The following is a 25,333-nucleotide window of genomic DNA, read 5'->3' as shown; positions in this document are numbered from 1 at the left end:
CACCCCCGCGTGCTCACACTTCCGAAACATGGCATCCGGAACGGCAGCGCGCCTGTGGACGGAGCCGCTCGGGTGACCGCCCGCCCCGCCCCGGCAGCGTGCGACGAGGGCCCCGGCTCCTGCCCGGCATGAGGAATGTGCGGTGCAGGGGGGTACGGCCTGGGTGCGGCGGAGTTCCTGCCGTGCACACAGTTGAAGCGGAGAGTCGGGGGTCACGCCGCTACGGCAACAGCGGCGTGGACGGTCAGCGGTGCGCAGTGCTCTGTTCCCGCTCATGCTGTTCCCGCTCATTGGGCCGGAAGGTGAGAACCCGATCCGATGCGGCGCACGGCGCCCACTCGGGCAGGCATGGGACTGGTTGGCTCGGTCCGCACGCTCCCGCGGAGCCGTGGTGCCGTGGTGCCGTGGTGCCGTGGTGCCGTGGTGCCGTGGTGCCGTGGTGCCGAGGATGGTCCCGCCCGATCTCCGACGCCCCGCTGAGCGGACGACGGGTCGCGCTCGGTATCCGTATGTCAGCAACCCTCACCCCAAGGAGTCCTTGATGCCGGCCCTCGGAACGACGATGCCGGTGACCGGCGCGCCCTGCTGGGTGAGTCTGGTGACGCCCGATCCTGACGCGTCCCGGTCGTTCTACGCACAGGTGATGGGATGGGAATTCCGCGACAGCAGCCTCGGACGCGACTTCTCGGTCGCCGTCACGGACGGCGAACCCGTCGCAGGGATGGGGTACTGCCACGGTCGCGACCTCGCCGCCCGCTGGACGCCGTACTTCGCCGTGGCCGACGCCGACGAGACCGCGGACCGTGTCAGGGAGCGGGGGGCCACGCTCGCCGTCGGGCCCACGCCACTGGGGGAAGGGCGCGCCGCCCTCGCGGCGGACCGCGACGGAGCCGCCTTCGGCTTCTGGGAGGGGCCCGCACTGGCCTGGACAGTGGGCCGGGGCAGCGCGCCCGCACGTCTGGACCTCATGACGCGTCACGCCTTCGAGGCGGCGATCTTCTACGCCGGGATCTTCGACTGGGCGAAGCCGAGCAGCGGCTGCGCGGTGGATTACGCGCAGGACCACGTCGTCGTTCAGGTGGGCGGACACACCGTAGCCACCCTGCGGGGCGGGGGCGTCGAATCCGCTCCGGACCCGAGGATGCGGCCGAGGTGGGTGGTGGACTTCCGCGTGACGGACAGCCGGGCGACCGCGGCGGCAGCCGACGCGGCCGGCGGAGAGTCCGCGTCGGCGCCTCCCCCGCTCGGCTGCTCGAGGGACGCCTACATCATCCGTGATCCCGGCGGCGCCCTGTTCACCGTCTCGGGCCCGAGCAGCGCCTGATGCAGGAGGCCCGCCGAGCCGGAAGGCCCGCAGCCGGTCTCAGGTGCAGGGACCGCGAAGCCCCGGCTGCGTCCGGTGTCCGACCGGCCGGGTATCCATGGGGCCGCTATCCGTCCGGCCGCGATCCGTCCGCGCGCCACGGGGATCAGTGGCTGGTGAGCTCCCCGGTGAGCCTCCCGTGAAGATCGGCGCTCTGATCGTTGAGGCCGATGATCTCGACGGTCTTGCCGCGCTGGGCGTACTTGGTCTCGATGGCGTCCAGGGCGGCAACGGAGGAGGCGTCCCAGATGTGGGCGGCGGACAGATCGATGACGACCCTGTTGGGGTCACCGGCGTAGTCGAACCGGCCGACGAGATCGTTGGAGGAGGCGAAGAACAGCTCTCCGTTCACGGAGTACACCACGCCGGTGCCGTCGGGGTCCGTGACGGAGGTGACGTCGGCGAGGCGGGCCACGCGCTTGGCGAAGATGACCATCGCGGTGACGGATCCGACGACGACACCGATGGCGAGATTGTGGGTGGCGACCACCACGGCCACGGTGATGACCATCACGGCGATCTCACCAGCGGGCATCCGCTTGAGGGTCTTCGGGGCGATGGAGTGCCAGTCGAAGGTCGCGAACGACACCATGACCATGACGGCGACCAGTGCGGCCATGGGAATGTCGGAGACCACCGGGCCGAAGGCGATGCACAGCAGCATCAGAAAGGATCCGGCGAGGAAGGTGGACAACCGGGTGCGGGCTCCGGAGACCTTCACGTTGATCATCGTCTGGCCGATCATCGCGCAGCCGCCCATGCCGCCGAAGAACCCGGTGACGATGTTGGCGATGCCCTGACCGATGGACTCGCGAGTCTTGGAGGAGTGGGTGTCGGTGATCTCGTCGACCAGCTTCGCGGTCATGAGCGACTCCATCAGCCCGACCAGCGCCATCGCGAGCGCGTAGGGGGCGATCGTCGTCAGGGTGTCCATGGTGAACGGGACGTCCGGCAGACCGGGCACCGGCAGCGAGGACGGCAGGGCTCCCTTGTCCCCCACGGTCGGCACGGCGATCCCCGCCGCAATCGTGATGACGGTGAGGACGACGATGGAGACCAGCGGCGCCGGGATCACCCCGGTGACCTTCGGGAAGAACACCATCAGCGCGAGACCGCCGATGAGCAGCGGATACACGGCCCAGGGCACATCATGCATCTCGGGTACCTGCGCCATGAAGATCAGGATCGCCAGGGCGTTGACGAAGCCGACCATCACCGAACGGGGTACGAACCTCATGAGCTTCGCCACCCCCAGCGCGCCGAGTGCGACCTGGAAGATCCCGGCCAGGATGACGGCGGCGATCAGGTAGCCCAGGCCGTGTTCCCGGTTCAGCGGTGCGATCACGAGTGCGACGGCGCCCGTGGCGGCGGAGATCATGGCTCGGCGGCCGCCGACGACCGAGATGACCACGGCCATGGTGAACGAGGCGAACAGGCCGATCGCCGGGTCGACTCCCGCGATGATCGAGAACGAGATGGCCTCGGGGATCAGCGCGAGCCCGACGACGAGGCCCGCCAGGATCTCGGTACGCCAGACCTTCGGATCGGACAGCCAGTCGGGCTTCAGGCCGCGCAGAACAGCGGCGGGCGTCATGACGGAAGAAGACAAGGAGGTGAGTACCTGTCGTGCTCGGGCAGTCCCCCGCCGACGGGCCGGGGCTTGCGGGAAAGGCGCGAAGGGGCCGGGCCGGCACTCCGCGGGCGGCCCCGACGGGCCGGAAGCCGAGGTGACGGACGAAGCGCGGGCACACGGCCGGGCAGCTCACATCCGGGGGCGATGAGTCACGGCGGGCAGGCGGTGGCCATCAGCACCATCTGCTCGCTCACGCTCACTCCTGCAAGAATCGGGGCTTCGCCGTGCGCCATAGCTCCCGGGGGTGTGGGGCGAGGCCACAGGGCCACGCTCACCGCCAGCAACTCTACCCTAACGTTAGGGTAGAGGTCGGTCGAGGCCGTGCGGAATGCGGCCCGCCACGAGGAGAAGGGCCAGGACCACAGGCGTGGACGACAAGCACATGCAGATCGGCGAGGTCGCTGCGCGGACCGAACTGTCCCTGCGCACCATCCGCCATTACGAGGAGACGGGGCTCGTCGCCCCCTCCGCTCGTTCGCAGGGTGGCTTCCGGCTCTACACCGAGAGTGACGTTCAGCGGCTCATGGTCATCCGCCGGATGAAGCCGCTCGGCTTCACCCTCGACCAGATGCGCGACCTCCTCGACGCGACGGACCGTCTCGACGCCGACGACGACCTGGACACCGACGAACGCGATCGCCTGGTGGACCGGGTACGCGTGTACGAGCGGGCCGCCACGGAACAGGTCGCCAGGCTCCGGATCCAGCTCGCCCGGGCCGAGGAGTTCGCCGACGCCCTGCGCACACGCCTGCCCCAGGAGACCCCGCCCTCCTCCGCCGCACGGCCCTGATCGACCGCGCCGGCTTCGCGTGGACAGCCCCTGGCCGGGGCGCGAGCGCAGGCATCTGTCCGACAAGGCAGGGCAACCTCGACTCCCGGCCCCTGTGTTCGCGGACGGGGCGTGCTGCCGGGCCGCCCGCGAGTGACCTCATGGGCCGTCGCGGACCAACTGGCTTGTCCGAGGTCGCGTTTCGAAAGTCCCGACTGCCCGGCGGTGTCCGGTGCGCACGCTCGCCGCGTGCCGGTGTCGCCCCGACCGTCCGGTGCGCACGCTCGCCGCGTTGTCGGGGTCACCCCGATACGTGACCGGCTCCGCCCCATCCGTCGTTCGGTCGACCACGGCTCAGCTGACGTGCGGCGACGCGCTGCCGGCATCCTCGAACGGGCCCGTCGGTGCGCGGCACCGCGCACGGCTGAACCGGCGGCGTTCCCGGACCGCTCCTCCTCTGCTCCGGGACACCGCGGTGGTCCACCGGCCCCCCGCACGCCACGCATTCGCGAAGCCCGTCGGGGTGCCCCCGGTTCAGGTGGCAGAACGGCTGGCCAGGTACTCGGTCATGCCCGAGCCGGTGAGCGGGTAGTAGTCGGAGAGACGCCCGCCCTCATCGAGGCGGCGGCGGGCGAACGCCTCGCGGTCCTGGTGAAGCAGGGAGTCCTCGGCGAGCGGGATCGCGTTCTGCTGCGGCACGACGACGGCACCGTCCTCATCAGCGACGATCAGGTCGCCGGGCGTCACCAGAGAGCCACCGACGCCGACGGGCACGTTGAAGGCGGACGGGAACAGTTCGGTCTGCGAGGCGTAGTGCGGGGTGACGCCGGTGCACCAGATGGGCACGCCGAGCGCGCGCACCCGGGCCGCGTCCCGCACTCGTCCGTCCACCACGATCCCGGCACCGCCGCGCAGTTTGAAGTAGCGCACGAGCATGTCGCCGAGGCAGCCGGTGAAGTGACTCCCGTGGGCCGAGATGACCAGTACGTCCCCGGGCTGAATGGATTCGAGGACGCCCCACAGCGGAGTCCTGCGCTCGATGTCCTCCTGCTCCGCGCCGTTGAAGACGTCTTCGCGCTGCGGAAGGAACTGCAGCGTGACAGCGCCGCCGGTGACCTTGACGTCCGGTTCGCGGTGCAGCGGTACGGGGCCGTCGATGAACGTCCGGGTGATGCCCATCTGATGCAGCTTCGCGCAGGCCGTCGCCGCGCTCACGTCCTTGAGAGCGTCCACCATCTGAGAGGTGGGCCGCACATAGGTGGAGGTGTGGACCGGCGCTCGCATCGATTCATAGGCCCGGCCCCCCTCCGGCCCACTGATGCCGGGCTCCCCCGTCGACTCGATGCGGGTCTCCCCCGTCGACGCCGTTTCCTGGTCCCCAATCGGGTGCATGCATGTGCCTCTCCGCGCGCTCGTCGCACGCAACGCCAGTGACATCATCGCCTATCGATGGTAGATAACAGCCAATCGATTAGTGCTGTCAATGCGTCAGGAGCCTCCCATGAACGGTGCCGCCACAGATTCCCCTGATCCCGCCGGAGCCACCGAGTGGTTCGAGGCGGCACGCTTCGGGCTGTTCGTCCATTTCGGCCTCTACAGCATGGCGGCGCGGCACGAGTGGGTCCGCAGCCGGGAAGCCATGTCCCAGCAGGAGTACGACCGTTATCTGTCCAGGTTCGATCCCGACCTGTTCGACGCCCGGCAACTTGCCCGTACAGCACGCGAGTCGGGGATGCGTTATGCGGTACTGACGACCAAGCACCATGACGGTTTCTGCCTGTTCGACTCGGCACTGACCGACTACACCTCGGTGCGTACGACAGGCCGCGACCTGGTCCGCGAATTCGTGGACGCGATGCGCGCCGAGGATCTGCGCGTCGGCCTGTACTACTCACTGCTCGACTGGCACCACCCCGACTTCACCGTCGACGAGCACCACCCGCTGCGCGGCACCGCGGCCGAGCAGGAGCCCCGCGAAATGGAGCGCTACCGCGCCTACATGGAGGGGCAGATACGCGAACTCCTCACCGGATACGGCCGGATCGACACCCTCTTCTTCGACTTCACGTATCCGGAGAAGGGCCCCGAGGCGTGGGGGGCGGAGCACCTCCTGGCCACCGTGAAGGAACTGCAGCCGGACATCCTCGTCAACGACAGACTCGGGATCCCCGGCGACTACGTCACACCCGAGCAGTACCAGCCCGACCGGCCGCTGGAGCGCCGTGGCGAGCGGGTGACATGGGAGGCCTGCCACACGCTCAACGGCTCATGGGGGTACGACCGCGACAACCACGACTACAAGGACCCCGCACTGCTGGTCCGCATGCTGGTGCAGTCGGTCGCGTGCGGCGGCAACCTCATCCTGAACGTCGGGCCCACGGGCCGCGGCTCCCTGGATCCGCAGGCCCGCGCCACGCTCCGGGCCATCGGCGAGTGGACCGGGCTGCACGCACGGTCCGTGCACGGTGCGGGGCCGAGCGCGTTCGAGCCGCCCTCGCACACCCTCTACACACAGTCCGGAAACCGCCTCTATCTCCACCTGCCGGTCTGGCCGCTCAAACACCTTCACCTTCCGGGACTCGCCGGGCGCGTGCGCTACGCCCAACTCCTGCACGACGGTTCGGAGATCCGCTTCCACGAGACCGACGGCATGTCGCACGAGCACAACAACCTCGCGCCGCCGAGCCAGCCGGCGGGAACCCTGACGCTGACCCTGCCGGTCGCCCGGCCCGACGTGCTCCTCCCGGTGATCGAGCTGGAGCTGGACGGGCGGCAGTGAACCCGTCGGCCAGGAAGCAGAACTCAGAGGTTGCGGCAGCACCCTTGAAGAAGCAAGAAGCCGGCTTTAGCATCAACAATCGATAGACGATAGGCATGTTGGAGGCGAAGGCATCGCCCCGCCTCCAACACATCGCACCACCCGCCGGGCGACACGCACCCTCGACCGCCCGCACACCTCGCGCCGCTGGTCCACCGGGAACACTTCGGCTGAACAGCAGCTATCGATTATTCACGACTACGCAACGGAGCGTATCCCGATGAAAACAATGTGGCGCCGCGCTTGCGGGCTCACCGTGGCTCCCCTGGTGATGGCATCGGCCGTCGCCTGCGGGGGCGGGTCCGACCAGGCGTCGGAGGGCACGACCCTCCGCGTCATCGTGAACATCACCCCGAACCTGACGGAGAAGTACTGGAACGATCTCTTCGCCACGTACGAGAAGGCTCACCCCGGCGTGAACGTCAAGCTCGAACTGACGGGCACGATCTCGGCGGACGCGAAGCTGAGGCAGGACCTGGCGGCGGGCGATCCGCCGGATGTCGCCCAGCAGATCGTCCCGACCGCCGACAACGCCTCCCTCTTCGCCGATCTCTCCGACCAGCCGTGGACCGCCAAGACACCGCTGGCCGACCAGTACGCCATCGGCGGCAAGCACTACGTGGTCGGCGTGGGTGAGCAGATCCAGTCACTCGTCTTCTACAACAAGGCCGCCTTCGAGAAGGCGGGACTGGACGCCGCGAAGATCCGGACGATAGATCAGTTCACCTCAGCGATGGGTGAGTTGAAGGACGCGGGCTACAAGCCGCTGCAGTCCGCCGGTCAGTGGGTCACCGGATCACAGTTCTCGATGATGGCCGACGCGGGGGTACTCACCGCCGACCCCGAGTGGACGGTCAAGCGCAACAACGGCAAGGCCTCCTTCGCGAAGAGCGGCTACCTGCCCTACCTCGAGCACTACAAGGGCTGGATCGACAAGGGATATCTGGAGAAGAGCGCGCTCGGCCTCACCTACGCGGACGGTCAGACAGCCTTCCTGAACGGCAAGTCCGCGATGTACGTCATGGGTTCGTTCTTCGTACCCGCCGCGGACGCCGCGAAGAAGAGCGACGACATCGGGGTGTTCACCATGCCGACCGACGGGGCCTACCCGTCCGGCCAGTTCGGCAACATCTCGAACCCGTACGTCGTGGTGAACAAGTCGCGGCACAAGGCCGAGGCGCTCGAGTTCGTCAAGTGGGCGACCACCGACCCGGAGGCCATCAAGAGCCAGCTCGCCTCCGACGCGAACCTGCGGGAGGGCTTCACGTACCCGATGTCCAGCCTCGGCACCTCCGTACAGCAGATCCTGGACAAGGCACCGTCGGTGATCGTGAAGTCAGGCGAGGGCCAGCCGATCGCCGGCTTCAGCGACGAGCTCAACAAGCAGGTCCAGTCCCTGTACACGGGTTCGTCCGCCTCGGGTGCGGCCGACGGATTGGACAAGTGGTGGAACTCGCAGAACTGAACGCGGGGCTGGACCTCCGGGCACGGCGCCGGGCACGGCTCCGTGAATCGGCCGTCTCCTTCGGGATGATGGGTCCGGCCGTGCTGCTCTACACGGTGATGACCGTCGTCCCGGTGGGAGTCGCGGTCTATCTGAGCCTGACCGACTGGGACGGTTTCTCCACCGCCACGTTCACCGGGCTCGACAACTACAAGCATCTGTTCGACGACCCGAGTTCGACGGACGCCTGGTACGTGACGGCGCTCATCGCCGCGGCCGGCACGGTCCTCATGGTGGGCCTGGGGCTCGTGTACGCGCTCGCTCTCAAGGCCCGTTCGCGCACGAACTCCTTCTTCCGGGCCGTCGCCTACTTCCCGCACGTCATCAGCGCACTGATCCTGGGCTATCTGTGGGCGGCGATCCTCGGCACCAACGGTGCCATCAACAACACCCTCGCCAAGTTCGGGATCGAACCACTCGGCTTCCTCTTCGACGAGCAGTTCGCGCTGATCTCACTGATCGCCGTGATCGTCTGGGCCGGATTCGGCTTCAACGTCGTCCTGTTCGTGGCCGCCCTGCAGACGGTGCCCGCCGAGCTGCTCGAGGCCGCGGCGCTCGACGGCGCCTCCAAACGGCAGATCAACCTGCGGATCGTGATCCCCATGATCGCACCCGTGGTGACCGTGGCGACGGTGCTGAACCTGGTGGGGCTCATCCGGGCGTACGACATCGTGGTCAGCCTCACCGGAGGCGGTCCGGCCGGGTCGACGCAGACGTTCACCTATCTCATTCTCGCCCGGTCCTTCGAGGGCACCAAGGTCGGCTACGCGACCGCGCAGGCGGTGTTCCTGATGGTGGTGTCCGCGGTGCTCGCCCTCCTGGTGACGGCGCTGCGCAACCGTCAGGACCAGGCCGCGACAGGAAGTTAGGAGCCGTTGGTGGTTGTACTGGAAGCAGAGGTCCGCGACAGGCCGAAGTCCGCACCGGCCAGGACGGACGAGGCGCGGCGCGCGGAACGCGGGGAGTCCCGGTCGCCCGTGCGATGGGCCATGCTCGCTGTGCTCTTCGTGGTCATGATCGTGCCGGTCTACCTGCTCGTGGTGAACGCCTTCAAGTCGCAGCAGGACATCCTCGACAACCCGTTCTCGATCCCGCTGAACGGGCTGACCTTCGAGCACATGTCAGCTGCGATCAGCAGCCCGCAGTTCAACGTCATCGACGGCTACGGCTTCACGCTGTTCCTCGTCGTGCTCGTGGACGTGCTGTGCATCCTGCTCGCCGGGCCCGCCGCCTACGCGATCGCGCGCAGCCTCAAACGGCGTACGCAACTGGTGCTGCTGTACTTCCTGGCCGGCACGTTCATCCCGGGCGCCGCCGTGATCATCCCGGTGATCTACGTGCTGCGCGAGATCGGCCTGGCCAACACCGTGACCGGCCTGGTCGCGCACGACGTGGCCACGACGCTGCCGGTGAGCATCTTCCTGTTCGTCGGCTTCATCCGCACCATCCCGGTGGACATCGACCACGCGGCGACCATCGACGGCGCGGGCCGCTACCGGACGTTCTGGTCCATCATCTTCCCGCTCATGCGCCCCGCGGTGGTCACGGTGCTCATCCTCAACTCGATCGGAATCTGGAACGACTTCATCTCCCCGCAGATCCTGCTCAGCCCGTCCTCCGGGCATTACACGGTCACGACGGCGGTCTACGCCGGCATCAGCCAGTACTCGACCGATCTGACGAAGGTGTTCCCCAACCTTCTGCTCGCCATCGCACCCGTCGTCATCTTCTTCATCTACATGCAGCGCCACATCATCAGCGGGCTCACCGTAGGCGCCGTGAAGGGATGACCGGGTTCGTCATGCCCCGCCCGACAAGAAGCCGAGAGTAGAGAAAGGACCACGTAGTGCTGAGGAGTTGGAAACCACGGTCCCGCAGAGGGTCATGGTCCGCAGCCGCCCTGCTCGCATCGCTGGCCATGGTGGCGGTCGGCCATCCGGCCGCCGCTCATCCCGTCAAACACCGTGCGGGCACGGTCTATTACGTGTCGCCCGCGGGCCAGGACGGGGCCGGCGGCAAGACCGCCAAGTCCGCGTTCCGGCACATCCAGAAGTGCGCCGATGTGATGGTGCCGGGCGACACCTGCCTGGTCCTGTCCGGCACCTACGAGGAGACTGTGGTGCCGGCCCGTTCCGGCAGCGCCGGACTGCCCATCGCCTATCGTGCCGCGCCGGGTGCGCAGGTGACGGTGAGCGGTGCGTCGAGGATCGGCGGCTTCGAGCCTGTCACCGCCGCCGATGTCACGGAGATCGCCGCCGCCGACCCGTTCGCCGCCGACTCACAGTTCAGCGCCGCGGTGGCGGACGGTCACATATACAGCACCGATGTCGATCTCGGCCCGGACGTGACCATCGTGCAGGTGTTCACCGACAAGAAGATGGGCATCGAGGCCCAATGGCCCTATCCGGGTCTCGACCTGCTCGCCCCCTCGCTCCAGTACGCCGGCGAGGGCAGCGCGGACGCCACCGTCGCCGACGCGGATCTGACCCGCCCGGAGGGGTACTGGGACGGCGCGCGCGCCCTCACCGGATACTGGTACGTCTCGGCCACCACCACGGTCAAGAGCTCCGCCGCCGGCTCGGTGACGCTGGACGCGGCGCCGCCGTGCGTCCACAAGGTCGTGCCGAAGGAGACCCGGTACGCCCTGTCCGGAAAGATCGGTGAACTCGCGCACCCGGGCGAGTGGTTCTACGACCCGGTCGCGAAGCGCCTGTACATGTACGGCACCGAAGACCCGGACACCCACACCGTCGAGGCCAAGCGCCGCACCCTCGGCTTCGACCTGACGAACGCCTCTCACACGACGGTCGACGGCGTCGGCCTGTTCGCCACCACGATCGCCACGGGCCCCTCCAGCACAGGTGTCACGCTTGACGGCATCCGGGGCCAGTACCTCTCGCACTACACGGACATCACCCGGGGCGCGACGGACTGCGGCAGCACGGTGACCCGGGGGGTCGGCGACAGCGGAATCATCCTCGACGGCACCCACAACAAGATCGTGAACAGCGATCTCTCGCTGAGCGCCGGGAACGGCGTCGCACTCCGCGGGCAGAACAACACCGCCACGGACAACGTGATCCACGACGTCGACTACATGGGCACCTACGCGGCGGGCATCGCCGTGCAGGGCAACAGCCAGACGGTCACGCACAACACCATCTCCCGGGTCGGGCGCAGCGGGATCAACCTCCAGTGGAACGAGGTCCCCGGTCTCACCCCGGGCAAGGACCTGATCGCGTACAACGACATATCCGGATACGCCCGGATGAGCCTCGACGTCGCCGCCGTCTACACCTGCTGCAGCGCCTGGATGATGGGAACCTCCATCGACCACAACGTGCTGCACGACCCCGCGCCCGCCACGACCTCCACCACATTCGGGATCTCGGGGATCTACGCGGACAACGGCCAGAGTGACCTCGTGATCGCGAACAACGTGGGCTGGGGCAACCGGGAGGGCACCGTGATGCTCAACGGCCTGGGGACCGGATCGCACGACAACCTCGTCTACAACAACACCGGCGGAATGACGCTGTTCTATGTGAAGGAACCGGAGGCGTCGACCGGCACCAGGATCTACAACAACCTCGGCACGATCCGGGGTCTGAGCGGCGCCACCGATGGCGGGCTCGTTCTCTCCAACAACCTCCCTCCGGAGACCGATCCGCTGTTCGTCGACGCGGCGAACCACGACTACCGGCTGACCGCCGGCTCACCGGCACGCAATCAGGCGATTGCGCTGCCGGGGATCAACGACGGGTCCACGGATCCGGTCCCGAGCCTGGGTGCCTACCAGTACGGGGCTCCCGAGTGGACTGCGGGCGCCCGCCGGTAGTCCGCACACGCAACGGCCATGGGCCCGACCCGGGAAACTCCGGATCGGGCCCATGACATTTGATCAGTCCGACTTCGCCGCAGTCTTCCTGGGAGTCGTCCGCTTCGCCGCGGCAGCCTTCTTGCGCGGCTGCTTCGTCTCCCGCTCGTCCGGAACGGGTCCGCGGCCGGCGGCGTGGTCGGCGAACGCCTGGGCCGCCTTGCCCGGCTCGCCCTCCCTCAGCAGAGCGACCAGACGGCCGTGTTCGTCCGCCATCGCACGCCTGTCACCGTCGAAGAGCGGGTCGGAGATGGCACGAAGGGTGCGCAGACTCGGCTCGATGACCTCCCACATACGGGCGAGGAACGGATTGCCCGCGAACTGGGCGACCAAGCTGTGGAATTCGATGTCGGCGTCGCGGAAGCTGCTGATGTCGTTCGTGGCGACCGCCCCGTGCATCCGCTCGACCTGCGCATCGAGTTCGGCGAGCTGCTCCTGCGTGATGTGCTCCGTGGCGAGTTGCGCGGCGAGACTCTCCAGCGGCTCACGCACCTGCCGGGCGTACACCGCGTCCTGCGAGGAGACCTCGACGACGAAGTGGCCACGTCTCGGTACATGCGTGAACAGGCCTTCACGGGCAAGCCTCTTGACGGCCTCGCGCACCGGGGCCTGGCTCACGCCGAGCCGCCGCGCGATCTCGGACTCGACCACGCGGTCGTTCGGCGCGAGATCGCCTTCGACAACGGCCTGGCGGAGCAGGTCGTACACCTGGTCCGAGATCAGGGTCTTGCGGAACCGGTCCTTGTTGGTGGCCAGCGTGGAGACGAATCCACCGGAAGCATTTGATGCCATGAATTCCCAATCCTGCACTGGGGCACGTCAGTTGCGACATAATACGCGCCCGTCTTCCCTCGATGGAGTCACACCGAGGTTTCCAGCTGATCGGCCAGCCACTCCAATTTGACTACCTCGTGGGCGGGCCCGCCGCCTTCGTGATCGTTGAAGGGATACACCCGTATCTGCTTGTCGGACCGATTCACATTCCGCTGGGCGCCGTAGTGATTGAACGCCGCGTACACCGTGGAGGGCGGGCAGATGCGGTCCATCAGGCCGACGGAGAAGAGTGTCGGCGCATTCGCCCGCCGGGCCAGAGTGGCACCGTCGAAGTAGGACATGGTGCGGGCCACCGTGGCCGCGTGCTCGCGGTGCCGCTTCACGAACCTGGTGACCTCGTCGTACGGCGGCATGTCGGTGATCGTGGTCGCGCGCGGGAAGTGGCACAGGAACGGCACGTCCGGCATGGCTGCCACGAGGTCGGGGACCAGGCCCGCGGCGGCGAGCGCGATGCCGCCCCCCTGACTGGTGCCGGTGACCACGACGCGGGCCGGGTCGACGTCCGGGTGCGTGCGCGCCGCGGCGACGGCACGCACCGCGTCGGTGTACAGGCGCCGGTAGTAGTAGCGGAGCGGGTCGAGCACGCCGCGGGTGAGGAAGCCGGGCGCCGCGATGTCACCGCTGGCCGGGTCGGGATCGGGCGTCTCGGCCCCCTGGCCGCGGGTGTCCATGACGAAGTGCGCGTACCCCGCGTCGGCCCACAGCCGTATCTCGTGCGGCGCCCCCCTGCCGCTTCCGTAGCCCAGGAACTCCACGATGACCGGAAGTGGACCGGTGCGGGTCACCGGGAGATGGAACCAGCCCCGCACGGGGTGGCCGCCGTAGCCGGCGAAGGTCACGTCGAAGGTGTCGATCGTCGCGAGCCCGTTGGGCACCGGATCGAACGTCGCGGCGAGGCCGAACCCCTCCTGCTGCGCAAGCGTCTCCTGCCAGAAGGCATCGAAGTCGTCCGGCTCGGGGAGAGCCGGGAGGTACTTCTCCAGCTCGTCCAGGGGAAAGTCGAAATGTGCCATGAGCATCTCCGCGGAGGTCGGGGCCGACTCCCGGCGAGGCGGAGTCGGTCACTGATCATCGCCTATCGATCATCGAGGGAATCGAATCAGGGGCGTTCGAGCACTGTCAACCACGTGGACGGTCAACCACGACGACGCTCACCGCCGAGGCCGTACACGCGGACCGCCGTCATGTGCAGTACCCGCTCCCGTTGATCGCCCGTCAGGTGCGCCAGTCCGGACCGGGACATCGCGAGCGAGTCGGCCCTTGAGCCACGGGGCAGGCAGATCGGCCAGTCGGAACCGATGAGGCAGCGGTCGGGGCCGAGCGTGTCCACCACGTGCCGCACCATGTGCGCGACGCGCCCCGGCGGAGCCCCGTGCTGCTGGGTGAGCAGCCCGGAGACCTTCACGACCACGTTCGGGCTGGCCGCAGCCCGCTCGATGTCGCGGTACCACTGGTCCGCCGCCGGCAGGCGCGGGTCCGGCGGGTTGCCCAGGTGGTCGACGACAACCGTCAGCTCGGGGTGCCGGTCGGCGACGCCGGCCGCCGCAGTCAACGCCCCCTGATGCAGATTGAGCTCCAGCACAAGGCCCTCCTCGGCCAGCACGGGGACGAGGGCGCGGGCCGGCTCGGGAGTGTCCGCCCACGAGGCGCCGCCGAGCCTCATTCCGTTGGGACGCGAGGCGCCCCACTCGTGCAGGAGGAGGCGGAGCGGGCCTGGCCCGTCGGCGCCGTGGACGTGCAGGTTGGCCACGTATCCGGCCACCAGGTCCGGGCGACCCAGGCGCAGTTCGCGCAAGGCCTGCGTCTCTCCCGCATCACCGCGCGAGGCCTCGACCAGTACCGCTCCGGTCAGGTCCAGGCCCGTGGCGGACTGCTCCAACTCACCTTCGCCGAAGGTGTGATGGTGCTCACCACCTGGCCTGATCCACGGGAATCCCTCAGCCGGATCCCACAGGTGAACATGACAGTCGATCACGATGCGCCTCCTCCTCGGGGCGTGCGGGGCGGCTCCTGAGTATTGACACGTCGGCTCCCCGCCGGTGAGTCTAACCATCGGCTATCGATGGGCGATTATTCAATGCTTACGTGACGAGGGAGCAGGTGTTCTCGATGCTCAGGCCTGAGCGGACCGGCACACACACAGGGGCAGCGGCCCACGGACCACTACTGACCGCGACCCGGAGCGTCACCGACCTTCCCCGATGGGCGGAGCTGGAACGGCAGTTGTTCGCCGTCCAGAACAAGGCATGGCGGCTCTTCGCCGACCGATACACCGAGGGGGACGGCCGCCTCGTCTTCAGGGACACACTCGGCCGGGGGCTGGACGGCCGGGACGGCGTGGACGACTTCTACGAGCCGTTCTTCAACTGGCCGACGCTGTACCTGCTGGGCGGCAGCGCGGACCTGCTGACCGCCGCGCGGCGGCACTGGAGCGGCGTCACCGCACAGCTCACCGAGATGGGCATGCTCCGCGACGGCCTGGAGCGGGGCTACGACTGGTTCCACCAGGGCGAGGGCCTGCTGCTCTTCTACGGTCTGTGTCTCGCGGACCCGGACGACAAGGAGTTGCGCGAACTCGCCCTCCGTTTCGCCGACTTCTATCTTCCCGGCGGCCCCAACTACGACCGCGGGAACCGGGTGCTCCGCGCCCCGCACAACGGCTCGGCGGGACCACGATTCGGCTTCAGCGACGAAGAGCCGTACTTCCCGTGGAGCCCGGCTCTGCGCCCGTACGGCCTCCCGCTGGACGGTTTCGACGACGGCGCCTCGTTCGACGACCTGGAGGCGTCGCCCGAGCGTGCCCGCGCCTACGGCCGCGCGATGTGGGACCGGATGGGGCGCGGTGACACGATCGTGAACCTGGCAGCCACCGGCCTCGCGACTCAGGCCTTCCTGCTCAGCGGCGATCAGCGCTACGCGGACTGGGTCGCGGAGTACGTCGGCGTGTGGCAGGAGCGGCTCGCGGGCCGCGACGTCGTGCCCGACAACGCGGGCCTGAACGGTGTGGTGGGCGAGTATCTGGACGGCCGCTGGTACGGCGGCCACTACGGATGGTCCTGGCCGCACGGCCTGTCCCCCGTCGGCAGCGCCACCGTCATCGGCGCGGCCAACGCGACTCTCCTCACCGGCGACCGGGGGTTCCTGGACCTCGCCCGCAACCCCCTCGACGTGGTGCTGTCACACGCCGAACAGCGCGGCATCGGCGGCATGGGCACGCTCGGTGAGCGCTGGGAGCCGCACCTGAGCGCGATGACGGCCGAGCGCACACTCATGGTGCCCCAGCGGCACAACGACTCCGGCTGGTTCGACTACACCGTCATGCCGGGTCAACTGCCGGTCGGCCTGTGGCACTTCAGCCGCGACGAGGCCGACCGCGAGCGGATCGAGCGGCTGCGTTCCGCGTCCCGCTGGGACTGGACCGCCGTACACACCCAGCGCATCAAGGACGAGGCCGGGCACGAGGAGCCCTGGTACGAGTTCCTGCACGGGCGGAACCCGCAGTACCCCGAGCGGATGCTGCGCAGCGCCCTGGCGAGTTGCGCCGAGCGGGTCGAGGCCATCGAGAACGACACCGTGGACCCGGCGGTCGGCCCGGACGCGCTGGACATCCACCACTGGCAGCACCTCAACCCCGTGCTGACCGAAGCCCTGTTGCAGCTGACCACCGGCTCCCCGCAGGTCCTCTACAACGGAGGCCTCGCCCACCTGCACGTGCGCTACCACGACGCGGACGCCCGCCGTCCCGGCCTCCCGCCGGAAGTCGCCGCGCTCGTCTCCGACATCCGCCCGGACCACACGGTCGTGGAGCTGGTCAACCTGGGCGGTACGGCACGCTCCCTGCTGGTGCAGGCGGGTTCGTTCGCCGAGCACCACGTCGCCTCGGTCCGCATGGACGACGGCCCCGAGCAGCCGGTCGACGGACCCTACTGCCGTGTCGGCCTCCCCGCGAACTCACGGATCCGGCTGACCCTGACCATGACGCTGCGCGCAGGCCGCGCGGCCTGCACCTCACCCTGGGAGACGGCATGACCGACCGGCCGGCAGCGAAGCGGCTGCCCTTCACCCTGCCCCGCCTCGGTCTGGGCACCGCCCCCCTGGGCGGTCTCTTCGAGGCCGTCGGTGACGAGGACGCCGCCGCGACCATCGAGGCGGCGGGCGCCGCCGGGATGACGTACTTCGACACCGCGCCCCGCTACGGACACGGCCTCGCCGAGCAGCGCCTGGGCCGGCTGCTCGCCCCCTCCGGTGTCACCGACCCGGTGATCTCCACCAAGACGGGCTGGCTCCTGCGCCCCCGGCCGGACGGCTCGCCCGGCGAGGTGATCACCGACTGGACGGAGCGCGGCATCCGGGAGTCCCTGGAGTCGAGCCTGACCCGCCTGGGCCGCTCCAGCGTCGACATCCTGTATCTGCACGACCCGGACCACTACCCGGACGAGATCCGCCGCACCGCCTATCCGGCGGTGCGCAGACTGCGCGACGAAGGGCTGGTCCGGGCCATCGGGTTCGGCATGAACCACAGCGGTCCGCTCGCCTCGTACGTGGAGGACTTCGAGGTCGACGTCGTACTCATCGCGGGCCGCCTCACCCTCCTCGACCACGAGGCGCTCACCACGCTGCTGCCGCTGTGCGCCAGGACGGACACCGCGGTGGTCGTCGGGGGCGTCTTCAACACCGGCCTCCTGGCCGACCCGGCTCCCGGCGCCATGTTCAACTACCGGCAGGCTCCCGCGGAGGCGCTGGAGCGGGCGCGGCAGTGCCGGGCCCTGTGCGACGCGTACGAGGTGCCGATCCACGCCGCTGCGATCCAGTTCCCCCTGCTGCATCACGCCGTCGACTCGGTCGTCCTCGGCTGCCGTTCAGCTGCCGAGGTGGCGGCGAACGCGGCGGCCGCCCGCTTCCCGGTCCCGGAGGAGCTCTGGCAGCGGCTCGCGAGGGCCGGGTTCGTTCCCGAGCAGCTGCTGGAGGAGCGCGTCGGGCGGTGACCGAGAGCTGCTGCAGTGCTGCGGGCCCCGTTCGCAGCACTGCAGGCCCGGCCTCGCAGCACTGCAGGCGGGCCTGCGGGCGCCGCGCCGGTCATCCCCGCAATCTCCGCTCCCACCGCGGTGGTTGCGGGGACCGGGTCCCGCCGGCGCAGGCCTGTCCGAAGTTCGCGTCCGCACCCCCTGCCGCCATGAATCGCTTCACCCACCTCTTCCCCGGCCGCCTCCCACCCTGCACCGGCGCGACCCCACCGCGCTCATGGGGCTCAGAACCTGAACTGATCGATGTTGGCCTTGTCGAAGACGGTCGGCTTGCCGAGCAGGACCACGCCGTCCTTCCCGATCGTGAACTGTCCCAGGTCGCCTGCCTTGAAGGTCTCCCCCTCGGCGCCGGTGATCCGGCCGGACTCCAGGGCGACGGCCGTGTGGGCGGCGAGGGCGCCGAGCTCGGCCGGGTCCCACAGCTCGAAGCCTTCGACGGTGCCGTTCTTGACGTAGGCGCGCATGTCGTTCGGGGTGCCCAGGCCGGTCAGCTTGACCTTGCCCCGGTACTTGGAACCGGACAGGTACTGGGCGGCCGCCTTGATCCCGACCGTGGTGGGGGAAACGATCCCCTTCAGGTCGGGGTACTCCTGAAGCAGGCCCTGGGTCTGCTGGAAGGACTTCTGGGCGTCGTCGTCGCCGTAGGCGGTCTTGACGAGCTTGATGTCCTTGTACTCGGGCTTCTTCAGCTCGTCCTTCATGAAGTCGATCCAGGTGTTCTGGTTGGTGGCCGTCTGGGCCGCCGAGAGGATCGCGATCTCGCCCTTGCCGCCGATCTGCTTGGCCAGCAGCTGGATCTGGGTACGGCCGAGGTCCTCGGCACCGGCCTGGGAGACGAAGACCTGGCGGCAGTCGGTCTGCGTGTCGGAGTCGTACGTGACGACGCTGACGCCGTTCTTCATGGCCTGCTTCAGGGAGGTGCACAGGGCGCCCGGGTCCTGGGCGGAGACCGCGATGGCGTCGACCTGCTGCTGGGTCAGGGTGTTGACGTAGGAGACCTGTCCGGACGTGTCGGTCCCGCTGCTGGTGCCGACCTCCTTGTACGTGGAGCCGAGCTGCTCCAGGGCCTTCTTGCCCCCGTTGTCCGACGTGGTGAAGTAGGGGTTGTTGACCTGCTTGGGCAGGAAGGCGACCGTGAGGCCCTTCTTGATGGCCTTGCCGGGATCGGCCTTGCCGGTGGCCGCGGCCGGGCCGGCCTCCTTGTTCGCGGAGTCCTTGGTGGTGCCGGAGCAGGCGGTGGCACCGAGGGCGAGGACTGCGGTGACGGCGAGGGCTGTGGTCAGCCTGGCGTTTCGGGCGGTGGGGCCGTACATGACGGTTTCCTTTCACTGCCGCGGGCGGCAGGGACTGGCGGGCGGATGCCCGGACGGTGAGGGAATACGTGCAGGGATGTGCACGGCTCCACGGTGGTGCGGCGTGCGGGAGCCTGCCGGGCCGGGCGGTGACGGTAGGTCAGGACGTTCCGGCCGGGGACGAGATGACCGTCGCAGCGGTTCTTCTGCGGGCCCTGGCCAGGGAAACCCGGCGGCCGACCCGAGGAGCGAGGACGGAGATCACCAGCAGGACACCGGTGACCACGATCTGGGACTGGGCAGAGACGTTGATCAGGCTCATGACGTTCTGCAGGGTGCCGAGCAAGAGCACGCCGGCGACGGCTCCGCCCAGGGTCCCCTTCCCGCCGTCGAAGTCGATGCCTCCGAGCAACACCGCCGCGATGACGGACAGTTCGAGACCGGTGGCGTTGTCATAGCGGGCGCTTGCGTAGTGCAGCGCCCAGAAGACCCCGGTGAGCGCGGAGATCACGCCGGTGGTCACGAACATGGAGAGCTTGAGCCGCTTGACACGGATACCGGAGAATCGCGCCGCCTCCTCACTGGCGCCGGTGGCGAACAGGGAGCGGCCCATCGGTGTGGCGTGCAGGACCACGACGGCCACGGCGAGCAGCACGGTGAAGGGGATGGCGGCGTACGGGACGAAGGTGTCACCAATACGGCCGGCGCCGAAGTCCAGGTACTGGGTGGGGAAGTCGGTGACGGAGTCGGAGCCCAGGACGATCTGCGCGATGCCGCGGTAGGCCGCCATGGTGCCGATGGTCACGGCGAGCGAGGGCAGCCCGAGCCGGGTGACGAGCAAGCCGTTGATCAGGCCGCAGACCACGCCGAGCAGCAGGCACAGCGGGATGATCGTCTCGATCGCCATCCCGGCGTTCCACAGCGCGCCCATCACCGCTCCGGACAGACCTGCCGTGGAGCCGACGGAGAGGTCGACCTCGCCGGAGACCACGAGCATGGTCATGGGCAGGGCGATCAGGGCGATCGGCAGGGTGTTGCCGATCAGGAACGAAACGTTCAGCGCGTTGCCGAAGTTGTCGACGAGGGAGAACGAACAGATCAGCAGGGTCAGCAGCAGGGCGCCGACGGCGGTGTCCCAGCGGACCGCTCCCCCGAGACGGGCGAGGACCGGTGTCTGAGCGGCGGGGGACGTGGTCCTGACGGTGTCAGGCATGGCGGGCACTCCTCATCTGTGCGGCCTTCCTGCGCAGCCCCGCGGCCACCCGCAGGGCCAGGATCCGGTCAGCTGCGATGGCGAGCAGCAGCAGGAACCCGTTGATCGCGGTGACCCAGACGGAGCTGACACCGATGGCGGGGAGCACGCTGTTGATGGAGGTGAGCAGAAGGGCGCCGAGGGCGGCGCCGTACACCGTGCCGGAGCCGCCGGTGAAGGCGACGCCACCGACGACGACGGCGCTGACCACGGTGAGTTCGTATCCGCTGCCGGTGGCTGAGTCGACGTTGCCGAAGCGGGCCAGGTAGAGGGCTCCGGCGAGACCGGCGAGGGCACCGCAGAGCACATAGGCCGTCATGGTCCTTGCCCGGACCGGGATTCCCGCGAGCCGGGCGGCCTCGGGGCTGGAGCCGAGTGCGTAGAGGTCGCGTCCGCCGGGGTAGCTGCGCAGGTAGTACGCGACCCCGGCCAGCACGGCTACGGCGAGCAGGGCGAGACAGGGCAGCACCCAGATGCCGTCGTGGCCGAAGTCGACGAAACCGGCGGGCAGTGCGTCGGCGGTGATCTGGCGGGAGCCGACCCAGATGGAGTCGATTCCGCGGACGATGTAGAGCGTGCCCAGGGTGACGACGAGTGCGGGCACCTTGCCCAGGCTCACCAGGGCTCCGTTGAGAACGCCGAGGAGCGCGCCGAGGCCGACGGCAAGGAGGACCGCGACCAGCGGGTTGCCGCCGTCCTGGAGGTAGACGCCGGCGGCGAAGGCGGAGATGCCGAGCACGGAGCCGACCGACAGGTCCACGTTGCGGGTGATCACCACCACTGCCTGGCCGACGGCGACCAGCACCAGGATGGTCGCGTTCAGCATCAGGTCCTTGATGCCCTGCTCGGACAGGAACTCGGCGTTGTAGAGCTGGGTCGCGCCGAGCATCAGAACGAGCACCAGGGCGACGGCCAGTTCACGGGCTCTGAACACCCTGTCGACGAGCCGTCGGGAGGCGAGGGACCGGGGGGCGGGCTCTTGCCGCACCGGGTCTGCGGTCACGGTCATGCCGCCTTCCTTCCTCGGTCGGTTCGGCCGGTCGCCGCCGCCATCACCGTCTCCTCGGTCGCCTCGGACCTGGGGATCTCGGCGGTCAGCCTTCCTTCGTGCATCACGAGCACCCGGTCGGCCATGCCGAGAATCTCCGGGAGGTCGGAGGAGATCATCAGCACCGCGACCCCCTTCGCGGCCAGCGAGGAAAGCAGTCGGTGCACTTCGGCCTTGGTACCGACGTCGATCCCGCGGGTCGGCTCGTCCACGATCAGCACCTGCGGGGCGGTGGCCAGCCACTTGGCGAGGACGACCTTCTGCTGATTGCCGCCGGAGAGCGTGCCGACGACATCGGCGAGCCGGGCGTACTTGACCTGGAGCCTGACCGCCCAGTCCACCGCTCGGTCACGTTCGGCGGAACGGTTCATCAGACCGGCGCGGGTGGTCGTGGCGAAGCCGGTGAGCCCGATGTTCCGTTCGATGGACATGTCCGTCACCAGGCCCTGGGCCCGGCGGTCCTCGGGTACGAGGGCGAGGCCGGCGGCCATCGCCAGGCTCGGGGCACCCGTGCGCAGTTTCCGGCCGAGGACCTCGACCTCGCCGCCGTCGAACCGGTCGACGCCGAACACTGCGCGGGCCACTTCACTGCGGCCGGCTCCGACGAGGCCCGCGAGTCCGACGATCTCACCTCGCCGGACTTCGAAGGAGACGTCCGTGAACACCCCCTCCCGAGTCAACCGGCTTACCCTGAGGGCCACTTCACCGAGCTCCGTGGCCTGCTTCGGATAGAGCTCGTCCAGGTTGCGGCCGACCATGCGACGTACGAGGTCGTCCTCGCTCAGACCTTCGAGCGGCTCACTGGCGATCCAGGCGCCGTCGCGCAAGGTGGTGACGCGCTGGCAGAGCGCAAAGATCTCCTCCAGCCGGTGCGAGATGAACAGCACAGCCACGCCCTGCGTACGAAGCGTCCTGACGACGCCGAACAGGCGGGCGACCTCGCTGCCGGTGAGCGCGGCGGTCGGCTCGTCCATGATCAGGACGCGGGCGTCGAAGGAGAGAGCCTTGGCAATCTCGACCAGCTGCTGATCGGCGATGGACAGCCCGCGCGCCGGCTGGTCGGGGTCGAGGTCGACGCCCAGGCGTTCGAACAGGTCGGCCGCGGCCTGCCGGACCGCGCGGTGGTCCACCCGTCCGAGGGAACGCTTCGGCCGGCGGCCCACGAAGATGTTCTCCGCGACGGACAAGTCCGGGAAGAGCGTGGGCTCCTGATAGATCACGGCGACGCCCGCGTCGCGGGCGTCGGCCGGACCATAGAACTCGACGGGCTCGCCGTCCAGCAGGACCGTGCCCGAGTCGGGGCGGTGCACACCGGCCAGCGCCTTGATCAGGGTCGACTTGCCGGCGCCGTTCTCACCGGCAAGGGCGTGGGCCTCTCCGGCATACAGCCGCAGGGACACACCGCGCAAAGCCGAGACGGCACCGAAGGACTTGCTCACCCCCTCCAGCGCGAGTACCGGAGTCGTCTCCGGTTCGGGGTGCGTCATGGGCACTCTCCCGTGCTTGTGCCGAGCAGAGCACTCGACATGAAATGTTTCAGTGGAGTTTCCGGGAAGCTAGCCCCGCTACCATGAACACGTCAAGAGGGCGCCACGCATCAAAAGCGGAGGAGCGGACCGGAGCTTGAGAAAACGTTGTCATGCACCACTGGACTGCGAGCGCGAGGCGGCGGCGACGACGCTCGGCCGCGGCGACGGACACGATCCGATAACACGGCCGCCCCAATGGGGGGCCTTGACGACGCCCGTACGGACAGTTAAATTCACCCAGCTGGATGAATCGATTCACTACCTACCTGGCTTCAGATACCTGCCGCTGCCCGAGCCGCCACTCCCGTTGACTCCCGCCCGGCCGGGACCCGCCTCCCCGGCGGCCGCAGGTGCGGGCGAACGCAACGCGTCAGGGGCCAGGAGCAGGTAAGGCGTTCGCCCCGCCCAACCGCGACCGGGGACACACCCGGCCTCCGACAGCCGAGTCGGACCGTGCCGCCGCCCGCCGTCCGGCGCAGCCTCCCCCACGCGGCACACCGCGCCGCCCACACCGGCGACATGGGGTCGTCCATGTGTCATAGCGAGGAATACCCCGTTTCGGCCGCGGCCGAGGCCCGCACGTTGGCCGGCCCGGACGCGAGGGTGGTGGGATGTCGTGCCTGCCCCCGCCTCGTCGCCCGGCGCGAGGAGACCGCTCTCGTCAAACGGGCCGCCTATCGCGACTGGGAGTACTGGGCGCGCCCGGTGCCCGGGTTCGGGCCGGCGGAAGCGGCCATATTGATCACAGGTCTGGCGCCCGCCGCGCACGGTGCCGACCGGACCGGCCGGATGTTCACCAGTGACCAGGCCCGCGACCTGCTCTTCGCGACACTGCACGAACCTGGTCTCTCCTCACGGCCCACGGCGACGCACCGGGGCGACGGCCCGGAGCTCCACGGAGTCGGGGTCACCTCGCCCGTGCACTGCGCGCCACCCGCCAATCACCCCGCAACCGGGGAGCGCGACACCTGCCGCCCCTGGCTGACACGCGAGTTGCAGCTGCTGCGACCGAAGGCACGCTCCGTCGTCGTGTTGGGCGGCTTCGGCCGGCAGGCCGCCCTGCCGGCACTTGCGCAGGCAGGCTGGGACCTGCCGAGCCCTCGTCCCTCGTTCGGACACGGCGTACGGACGACGTTGTCGCCGGCGGGCGGGCCCACCGGCGCGGTGACGGTCTCCGGCTGCTACCACGTCAGCCGGCGCAACGTGTCCACCGGCCGCCTCACCCCGGCCATGCTGCGCGAGGTTCTGGTCGAGGCCGCAGAGGCTGCCGGACTTCCCGTCTGGAGACCAGCGCCATGGCTATCGCCTTCTTCTGTGCGATCGGTACGGCGGTCGGCGGGATCAGCGCCCGCTCGTCTTCGGGGATCTCACCGAGTCGGGCGTCCCCGGCTACACGGCCCTCGCCTTCTGCATCGGCGCCGGACTGATGTCCGCGGCGGGCGTCGTCGCCGCCTTCCTTGCCGTCAACGCCGAGCAGCGCTCTCTGGAGGACATCGCGAGGCCGCTCTCCCAGGCTGAGGACACCGACGGTGACGCGCCCTCAGCGGGTACGACGACGCGCTGAACGAACGCGCGAGCCCGGGCCCCGGGCGTGCCCCTGTGCGGGGTCGCGGGACAGTGCGGGCCGCGCGTCCGGGCGGCGGTGCAGGCAGCCGCCGCCGCAGGCCGGTTCGCACGACGGCACCGCCGCGTCAGCCTCTGTCAGCGGTCGAGGAGAACGGCCGGGGGCCGGTGGGCCAGGGCGTGTTCCGAAAGTAGCGACGTCCGCCCGAAGGACGGGCCCCGCGGCGTCCGGTCCGTGCGCTCGCAAGGCGTGGGACGGGTCTCGGACGGGGTCTCCCCTGCTCGAACGCATGTGAGAGCTCAGGGAAAGAGCTACCAGGGCGTTTCCGCAACGCGGCCAGCGTGCGTGCGGGACAGCCCTGAGGGTATTTCGCGCGTACCGGCGTCGAACCTGCGTCCAGGCGTTCCCATACCGGGGGCTCGTACGTTCTGTCTCAGCCGGCGCAGCAGTCGCCGTCCATCAAGGAGGACCGGATGCCCGAGAACACGAACCCGGAGCAGGAGCAGGACGACACCGAGGCCGAGGTCGTCGCGCACAGCGAGAACGACGGGTTCGAGCCGGAGGTGCCCGGCTGCATCGTCAACGGCAGCAGCGCACTCTGACCCGGTTCATCGAGTCCTGAGCACTGGGCGGGCTACTCGGTTCTCGGCTTCGCGCCGCGAACCGGGCAGCCCGCGCCTGCGTCCGACCCGAGGTTACGGCAACGGGCTCGCCCGTCCCCGGCCACGCCATGAGAGAGCGCAGAATGACATACGTCGCCCGTACTCCGGCACAGCACCGGTCCTCCCGCACGGTCCGGCAGGACCGCGCACACGAACTCGCCGAA

At 69.1% G+C, this 25,333-nt stretch carries 19 protein-coding genes and 2 pseudogenes; 12 read left to right on the top strand and 9 right to left on the bottom strand.

Going from position 1 to position 25,333, the window contains the following annotated elements:
* The first annotated feature begins 541 nt into the window (after nucleotides 1-541).
* A complete protein-coding gene (locus tag ABT025_RS13680; protein WP_350993381.1) occupies nucleotides 542-1,324 on the top strand; it encodes a VOC family protein in 783 nt (260 codons plus the stop codon).
* A 145-nt stretch (nucleotides 1,325-1,469) separates the two neighbouring features.
* Here ABT025_RS13680 and ABT025_RS13675 read toward each other — a convergent pair whose 3' ends face one another.
* A complete protein-coding gene (locus tag ABT025_RS13675; protein ID WP_350993379.1) occupies nucleotides 1,470-2,957 on the bottom strand; it encodes a SulP family inorganic anion transporter in 1,488 nt (495 codons plus the stop codon).
* 406 nt (nucleotides 2,958-3,363) lie between these two features.
* On the opposite strand from ABT025_RS13675, the gene ABT025_RS13670 reads away from it, so the two are divergent.
* Entirely contained in the window at nucleotides 3,364-3,786 is a 423-nt protein-coding gene (locus ABT025_RS13670; RefSeq protein ID WP_350993377.1) for a MerR family transcriptional regulator, read from the top strand.
* A gap of 513 nt (nucleotides 3,787-4,299) precedes the next feature.
* Here ABT025_RS13670 and ABT025_RS13665 read toward each other — a convergent pair.
* Nucleotides 4,300-5,157 (bottom strand): RraA family protein, encoded by an 858-nt coding sequence (locus ABT025_RS13665; RefSeq protein ID WP_350993374.1) that lies wholly within the window; start codon nucleotides 5,155-5,157, stop codon nucleotides 4,300-4,302.
* A gap of 109 nt (nucleotides 5,158-5,266) precedes the next feature.
* Here ABT025_RS13665 and ABT025_RS13660 point away from each other — a divergent pair, with 109 nt between their 5' ends.
* The 5 genes from ABT025_RS13660 to ABT025_RS13640 all read left to right on the top strand — a co-directional run bounded on the left by ABT025_RS13660 (nucleotide 5,267) and on the right by ABT025_RS13640 (nucleotide 11,925).
* Complete coding sequence (locus ABT025_RS13660; protein WP_350993372.1) at nucleotides 5,267-6,544, top strand: alpha-L-fucosidase; 1,278 nt, start codon at nucleotides 5,267-5,269, stop codon at nucleotides 6,542-6,544.
* Between the two features lie 259 nt (nucleotides 6,545-6,803).
* Nucleotides 6,804-8,048 carry an ABC transporter substrate-binding protein gene (locus tag ABT025_RS13655; RefSeq protein ID WP_350993370.1) on the top strand — a complete coding sequence of 415 codons (1,245 nt, stop codon included), beginning with the start codon at nucleotides 6,804-6,806 and terminating at the stop codon, nucleotides 8,046-8,048.
* The gene (locus ABT025_RS13650) at nucleotides 8,027-8,956 is read left to right on the top strand and encodes a carbohydrate ABC transporter permease (RefSeq protein ID WP_350993368.1); all 930 of its coding nucleotides are present in this window, start codon (nucleotides 8,027-8,029) and stop codon (nucleotides 8,954-8,956) included. The genes ABT025_RS13655 and ABT025_RS13650 overlap by 22 nt, the downstream gene beginning before the upstream one ends.
* Before the next feature lie 9 nt (nucleotides 8,957-8,965).
* Nucleotides 8,966-9,877, top strand: a complete 912-nt coding sequence (locus ABT025_RS13645; protein ID WP_350993366.1) for a carbohydrate ABC transporter permease — start codon at nucleotides 8,966-8,968, stop codon at nucleotides 9,875-9,877.
* 56 nt (nucleotides 9,878-9,933) lie between these two features.
* Entirely contained in the window at nucleotides 9,934-11,925 is a 1,992-nt protein-coding gene (locus ABT025_RS13640) for a right-handed parallel beta-helix repeat-containing protein (RefSeq protein WP_350993364.1), read from the top strand.
* Between the two features lie 63 nt (nucleotides 11,926-11,988).
* On the opposite strand, the gene ABT025_RS13635 is transcribed toward ABT025_RS13640, so the two are convergent.
* From ABT025_RS13635 to ABT025_RS13625, 3 genes are all read right to left on the bottom strand, one after another.
* The gene (locus ABT025_RS13635) at nucleotides 11,989-12,756 is read right to left on the bottom strand and encodes a GntR family transcriptional regulator (RefSeq protein ID WP_350993362.1); all 768 of its coding nucleotides are present in this window, start codon (nucleotides 12,754-12,756) and stop codon (nucleotides 11,989-11,991) included.
* Nucleotides 12,757-12,824: 68 nt separating this feature from the next.
* A complete protein-coding gene (locus ABT025_RS13630) occupies nucleotides 12,825-13,811 on the bottom strand; it encodes an acetylxylan esterase (protein WP_350993360.1) in 987 nt (328 codons plus the stop codon).
* Between the two features lie 122 nt (nucleotides 13,812-13,933).
* Complete coding sequence (locus ABT025_RS13625) at nucleotides 13,934-14,773, bottom strand: amidohydrolase family protein (RefSeq protein ID WP_350993354.1); 840 nt, start codon at nucleotides 14,771-14,773, stop codon at nucleotides 13,934-13,936.
* A 110-nt stretch (nucleotides 14,774-14,883) separates the two neighbouring features.
* Between ABT025_RS13625 and ABT025_RS13620 the strand changes: the two genes are divergently transcribed.
* Together ABT025_RS13620 and ABT025_RS13615 are read left to right on the top strand one after the other, a co-directional pair.
* Nucleotides 14,884-16,827, top strand: a complete 1,944-nt coding sequence (locus ABT025_RS13620; protein ID WP_350993352.1) for a DUF8034 domain-containing protein — start codon at nucleotides 14,884-14,886, stop codon at nucleotides 16,825-16,827.
* On the top strand, nucleotides 16,824-17,783 hold the full coding sequence (locus ABT025_RS13615) for an aldo/keto reductase (protein ID WP_350993350.1): 960 nt from the start codon (nucleotides 16,824-16,826) through the stop codon (nucleotides 17,781-17,783). Before ABT025_RS13620 ends, ABT025_RS13615 begins: the two co-directional genes overlap by 4 nt.
* A gap of 263 nt (nucleotides 17,784-18,046) precedes the next feature.
* Here ABT025_RS13615 and rhaS read toward each other — a convergent pair whose 3' ends face one another.
* The 4 genes from rhaS to ABT025_RS13595 all read right to left on the bottom strand — a co-directional run bounded on the left by rhaS (nucleotide 18,047) and on the right by ABT025_RS13595 (nucleotide 22,901).
* Complete coding sequence (rhaS, locus tag ABT025_RS13610) at nucleotides 18,047-19,135, bottom strand: rhamnose ABC transporter substrate-binding protein (protein ID WP_350993348.1); 1,089 nt, start codon at nucleotides 19,133-19,135, stop codon at nucleotides 18,047-18,049.
* Between the two features lie 139 nt (nucleotides 19,136-19,274).
* A complete protein-coding gene (locus tag ABT025_RS13605; RefSeq protein WP_350993346.1) occupies nucleotides 19,275-20,327 on the bottom strand; it encodes an ABC transporter permease in 1,053 nt (350 codons plus the stop codon).
* The gene (locus tag ABT025_RS13600; protein WP_350993343.1) at nucleotides 20,320-21,375 is read right to left on the bottom strand and encodes an ABC transporter permease; all 1,056 of its coding nucleotides are present in this window, start codon (nucleotides 21,373-21,375) and stop codon (nucleotides 20,320-20,322) included. Before ABT025_RS13600 ends, ABT025_RS13605 begins: the two co-directional genes overlap by 8 nt.
* On the bottom strand, nucleotides 21,372-22,901 hold the full coding sequence (locus ABT025_RS13595) for a sugar ABC transporter ATP-binding protein (protein ID WP_350993339.1): 1,530 nt from the start codon (nucleotides 22,899-22,901) through the stop codon (nucleotides 21,372-21,374). The genes ABT025_RS13600 and ABT025_RS13595 overlap by 4 nt, the downstream gene beginning before the upstream one ends.
* A gap of 573 nt (nucleotides 22,902-23,474) precedes the next feature.
* On the opposite strand from ABT025_RS13595, the pseudogene ABT025_RS13590 reads away from it, so the two are divergent.
* From ABT025_RS13590 to ABT025_RS13580, 3 genes and pseudogenes are all read left to right on the top strand, one after another.
* Nucleotides 23,475-24,230 (top strand): annotated as a pseudogene (locus tag ABT025_RS13590) (uracil-DNA glycosylase); the annotation flags it as partial.
* Nucleotides 24,224-24,507, top strand: a pseudogene (locus tag ABT025_RS13585) (MFS transporter); the annotation flags it as partial. The pseudogenes ABT025_RS13590 and ABT025_RS13585, both read left to right, overlap by 7 nt.
* Nucleotides 24,508-24,980: 473 nt before the next feature.
* A complete protein-coding gene (locus tag ABT025_RS13580; RefSeq protein WP_350993337.1) occupies nucleotides 24,981-25,109 on the top strand; it encodes a hypothetical protein in 129 nt (42 codons plus the stop codon).
* Nucleotides 25,110-25,333 lie beyond the last annotated feature (224 nt).

The organism is Streptomyces sp. NPDC002809, from assembly GCF_040295435.1.
Lineage (GTDB): Bacteria > Actinomycetota > Actinomycetes > Streptomycetales > Streptomycetaceae > Streptomyces.
Note: the sequence above shows the minus strand (reverse complement) of the source record. Positions and strands in the feature narration are given on the sequence as shown.

Excerpts from the sequence above, each read along its gene's own strand:
- ABT025_RS13680 (WP_350993381.1), top strand. The coding sequence starts at position 542 with ATGCCGGCCCTCGGAACGACGATGCCGGTGACCGGCGCGCCCTGCTGG.
- ABT025_RS13675 (WP_350993379.1), bottom strand. The coding sequence starts at position 2,957 with ATGACGCCCGCCGCTGTTCTGCGCGGCCTGAAGCCCGACTGGCTGTCC.
- ABT025_RS13665 (WP_350993374.1), bottom strand. The coding sequence starts at position 5,157 with ATGCACCCGATTGGGGACCAGGAAACGGCGTCGACGGGGGAGACCCGC.
- ABT025_RS13660 (WP_350993372.1), top strand. The coding sequence starts at position 5,267 with ATGAACGGTGCCGCCACAGATTCCCCTGATCCCGCCGGAGCCACCGAG.
- ABT025_RS13655 (WP_350993370.1), top strand. The coding sequence starts at position 6,804 with ATGAAAACAATGTGGCGCCGCGCTTGCGGGCTCACCGTGGCTCCCCTG.
- ABT025_RS13635 (WP_350993362.1), bottom strand. The coding sequence starts at position 12,756 with ATGGCATCAAATGCTTCCGGTGGATTCGTCTCCACGCTGGCCACCAAC.
- ABT025_RS13630 (WP_350993360.1), bottom strand. The coding sequence starts at position 13,811 with ATGGCACATTTCGACTTTCCCCTGGACGAGCTGGAGAAGTACCTCCCG.
- ABT025_RS13615 (WP_350993350.1), top strand. The coding sequence starts at position 16,824 with ATGACCGACCGGCCGGCAGCGAAGCGGCTGCCCTTCACCCTGCCCCGC.
- rhaS (WP_350993348.1), bottom strand. The coding sequence starts at position 19,135 with ATGTACGGCCCCACCGCCCGAAACGCCAGGCTGACCACAGCCCTCGCC.
- ABT025_RS13605 (WP_350993346.1), bottom strand. The coding sequence starts at position 20,327 with ATGCCTGACACCGTCAGGACCACGTCCCCCGCCGCTCAGACACCGGTC.
- ABT025_RS13600 (WP_350993343.1), bottom strand. The coding sequence starts at position 21,375 with ATGACCGTGACCGCAGACCCGGTGCGGCAAGAGCCCGCCCCCCGGTCC.
- ABT025_RS13595 (WP_350993339.1), bottom strand. The coding sequence starts at position 22,901 with ATGACGCACCCCGAACCGGAGACGACTCCGGTACTCGCGCTGGAGGGG.
- ABT025_RS13580 (WP_350993337.1), top strand. The coding sequence starts at position 24,981 with ATGCCCGAGAACACGAACCCGGAGCAGGAGCAGGACGACACCGAGGCC.